This is a genomic window from Salipiger sp. HF18, assembly GCF_011806505.1.
In the GTDB taxonomy this organism is placed as follows: domain Bacteria; phylum Pseudomonadota; class Alphaproteobacteria; order Rhodobacterales; family Rhodobacteraceae; genus Salipiger; species Salipiger thiooxidans.
In genome coordinates this window covers 1-3,202 of the sequence record NZ_JAATOS010000449.1, presented here as the reverse complement: position 1 = coordinate 3,202, position 3,202 = coordinate 1, and the positions used below count along the sequence as shown (strand labels likewise).

The 3,202-nt window shown below is 65.0% G+C and carries 2 protein-coding genes and 2 pseudogenes; 3 read left to right on the top strand and 1 reads right to left on the bottom strand.

Annotated elements, in window-relative coordinates; all coding sequences use genetic code 11:
• A pseudogene (locus HC022_RS29440) lies at window positions 1-102 on the bottom strand (LysR family transcriptional regulator); the annotation flags it as partial.
• A 107-nt stretch (window positions 103-209) separates the two neighbouring features.
• Between HC022_RS29440 and HC022_RS22205 the strand changes: the two are divergent.
• From HC022_RS22205 to HC022_RS22195, 3 genes and pseudogenes are all read left to right on the top strand, one after another.
• Window positions 210-1,709 carry a CoA-acylating methylmalonate-semialdehyde dehydrogenase gene (locus HC022_RS22205; RefSeq protein ID WP_008885829.1) on the top strand — a complete coding sequence of 500 codons (1,500 nt, stop codon included), beginning with the start codon at window positions 210-212 and terminating at the stop codon, window positions 1,707-1,709.
• A 330-nt stretch (window positions 1,710-2,039) separates the two neighbouring features.
• Window positions 2,040-2,459 (top strand): hypothetical protein, encoded by a 420-nt coding sequence (locus HC022_RS22200; RefSeq protein WP_008885210.1) that lies wholly within the window; start codon window positions 2,040-2,042, stop codon window positions 2,457-2,459.
• A gap of 552 nt (window positions 2,460-3,011) precedes the next feature.
• Window positions 3,012-3,202: pseudogene (locus tag HC022_RS22195) on the top strand (carboxylate-amine ligase); the annotation flags it as partial.

The following is a 3,202-nucleotide window of genomic DNA, read 5'->3' as shown; positions in this document are numbered from 1 at the left end:
CACCGTGGCCGGGTCCATCCGCAGCACCCGTCCAGCAGAAGACAGGCTGTCGCCGCGCCCCACGGCAAGGAAGATCCGCATGTCGTCCCAGTTCTCGCGCATCCCGCCACCTTTGCAATATTGCAAAACCCTTTTGCCCGATTACCCCTATCGCCTGCATTTCCGCAAGACTAAGGTGGCGCCAAATCCGAATGACAGGAGGAGCGATCATGAAAGAACTGACGCATTTCATCAACGGCGAGCACGTGAAGGGCACCTCGGGCCGCTTCACCGAAGTCTTCAACCCCGCCACCGGCGAAGCCATCGCCAAGGTGCCGCTCGCGACGCTCGAAGAGCTGAACGACGCCGTGGCCAAGGCGGCCGAGGCACAGATCGGCTGGGCCAAGACCAACCCGCAGCGTCGCGCCCGCGTGATGATGAAGTTCGGTGCCCTGATCAACGAGCACATGGACGAGCTGGCCGAGCTGGTCAGCCTCGAGCACGGCAAGACCCTGCCCGACGCCAAGGGCGACGTGCAGCGCGGCCTCGAGTTCGTCGAGGTCTGCATGGGCGCGCCGGCGATGCTCAAGGGCGAGTTCATGGACAACGGCGGCCCGGGCATCGACCTCTACTCCATGCGCCAGCCGCTCGGCGTGGTTGCGGGCATCACGCCCTTCAACTTCCCCGCCATGATCCCGCTGTGGAAGATGGCCGGCGCCCTGGCCTGCGGCAACGCGATGATCCTCAAGCCCTCCGAGCGCGTGCCTTCGACCGCGCTGCGTCTCGCCGAGCTGCTGATCGAAGCGGGCCTGCCCGCGGGCGTCCTGCAGGTGGTCAACGGTGACAAGGACGTCGTCGACGGCATCCTCGACCACGAGGACATCCCGGCGGTGGCCTTCGTGGGGTCCACCCCGATCGCCCAGTACATCTACGGCCGTGCTTGCTCGAACGGCAAGCGCGCCCAGTGCTTCGGCGGCGCCAAGAACCACATGATCATCATGCCCGACGCGGACATCGACAAGGCCGCCGACGCGCTGGTCGGTGCCGGCTTCGGCGCTGCAGGCGAACGCTGCATGGCGATCTCGGTCGCGGTTCCGGTCGGTCAGAAGACCGCTGACGCGCTGATCGAGAAACTGGTTCCCCGCATCGAAGCGCTCAAGGTCGGCCCCTACACCGGCGGCAATGACGTGGACTACGGCCCGGTCATCACCCAGGCGTCCAAGGACCGCATCAACGGGCTCATCGCCTCGGGTGTGGAACAGGGCGCGAACCTTGTGGTCGACGGCCGCGACTTCGAGCTGCAGGGCTACGAGGACGGCTTCTTCGTGGGCCCGTCGATGTTCGACAACGTCACCAAGGACATGGACATCTACAAGGAAGAGATCTTCGGCCCGGTCCTGTGCCAGGTGCGCACCGAGTCCTACGACGAGGCGCTCGACCTGATCATGAAGAACGACTACGGCAACGGCACGTCGATCTTCACCGCCGACGGCGACACCGCGCGCGACTTCGCGCACCGTGTGAACGTGGGCATGGTCGGCATCAACTTCCCGATCCCGGTGCCGCTGAGCTACTTCACCTTCGGCGGCTGGAAGAAGTCCGGCTTCGGCGATCTCAACCAGTACGGCCCCGACGCCTTCCGCTTCTACACCAAGACCAAGACCGTCACGGCGCGCTGGTTCTCGGGCATCAAGGAAGGTGGCGAGTTCAACTTCAAGGCCATGGACTGATCCACGGCCTGACCTGAACGACGCTTCGACGCCCCGGAATCGCAAGGTTCCGGGGCGTTTTCCTTTCGGGCAAGGGGACGGCACGCAACGCCGAAACCGGCATGCCGAGGCGATGCCCGCTTTCCGGGGCGCGAGACGGACACCGTGTCCGGAACACTTCGTCCCGTCGCGGGTTTACCTTGCGTAAGGCCGAAGACGGCGCGAAACGCGACCCCGAACACATTGCATTGTATGATACTTTTGACAGTCTCGGGCACCGATCCGGGCCACGCGACCACGGGGGACATTGGCGCGCCGGATCCGGGCAACGCAATTTGAGTCGAGTTCTTCATGTCCGTCACATTCCAGATCCTGCCGGGGCACGGCATCGTCTATGTCCGCTACGAAGGCTTTTCGCGTCTCGATGACACCATGCGCGCCTTCGACGATTACGCGCGGCACCCGCAGAGCCACCCCGGCCAGAAACACCTCGTCGACCTCTCGAACGTCACCGGCATCGAGTCCGATTTCGTCGGTCTGATGAAGCTGCAGGCCAAGAAAGCCGACATCTTCCTCGGCACCGGCGAGCAGACCCTGATCGTCTACTACGCGCCGTCGAAGCTCTCCTACGAGATGGCGAAGTTCATCGTCCGCTCATGGGAGGGGATCGGCGCCGTGGTGTCGCTTGTGCAGCAATGCGAGGAACAGGCGCTCACGCTGCTGGGCCTGCCCCATCAGAGCTTCGCCGAGTTGCTCGCAGACACCGACTGACGGGCCCAGAGCCGCCGGATGGCGTCTGGCAAGAGGTGTCATAATACCTTCCGCTTGACGGTCGCGACCGCAATTCCCAGCCATGAGATCACTCACCCATGGATCGCCTGTAGATTTCCATTGCCGGCGATCGGCCTGTGTTTTGTGTTCGCGCATCGTGCCTGTCCGACCCCGGTATCTTGAGAAGCGCAACCTCGCCTGCCTCGAGCCCTCCGGCGACATCACCCCTGCCGATGACCTCTCGTCCCTAGGGACGGGCAGCGCACGGCCGTGGCTGCGCAGCGACTCGATGGTGCTCATCGATCTGGCGGGTGCCCGCAGAGTCGTCGCGGGGGTAGCCGGAACCGTGGCCGCTGTCGCCATGCACACGCCGCTCGACCTCGGCTTCCGCGCCACGCGCATGTTCGACCAGACGGCGAAGGCCCGTCCCAGGGACATCGCCGTCCGCCCGGGACCAGCCTCCGCACCGTCCTCTTCACCGCGGTCTGAGCGCGGCCCTTGCCCGAAGCCCCGCGCTCTGCTTTGCTCGGACCGGGAATGGGGGAGACGACGATGGACGCACCGGCCTTCAGCCTTGGCATCGAAGAGGAATACCTGCTCGTCGACCGCGACACGCTGGCGCTGACAGAGGCGCCGAAGGCGCTGCTCGCCGCCTGTTCGGCAGAGCTCGAGGATCAGGTCAGCCCGGAATACCTGCAGTGCCAGATCGAGATCGGCACCCGCCCCTGTCCCGACATCGCCAC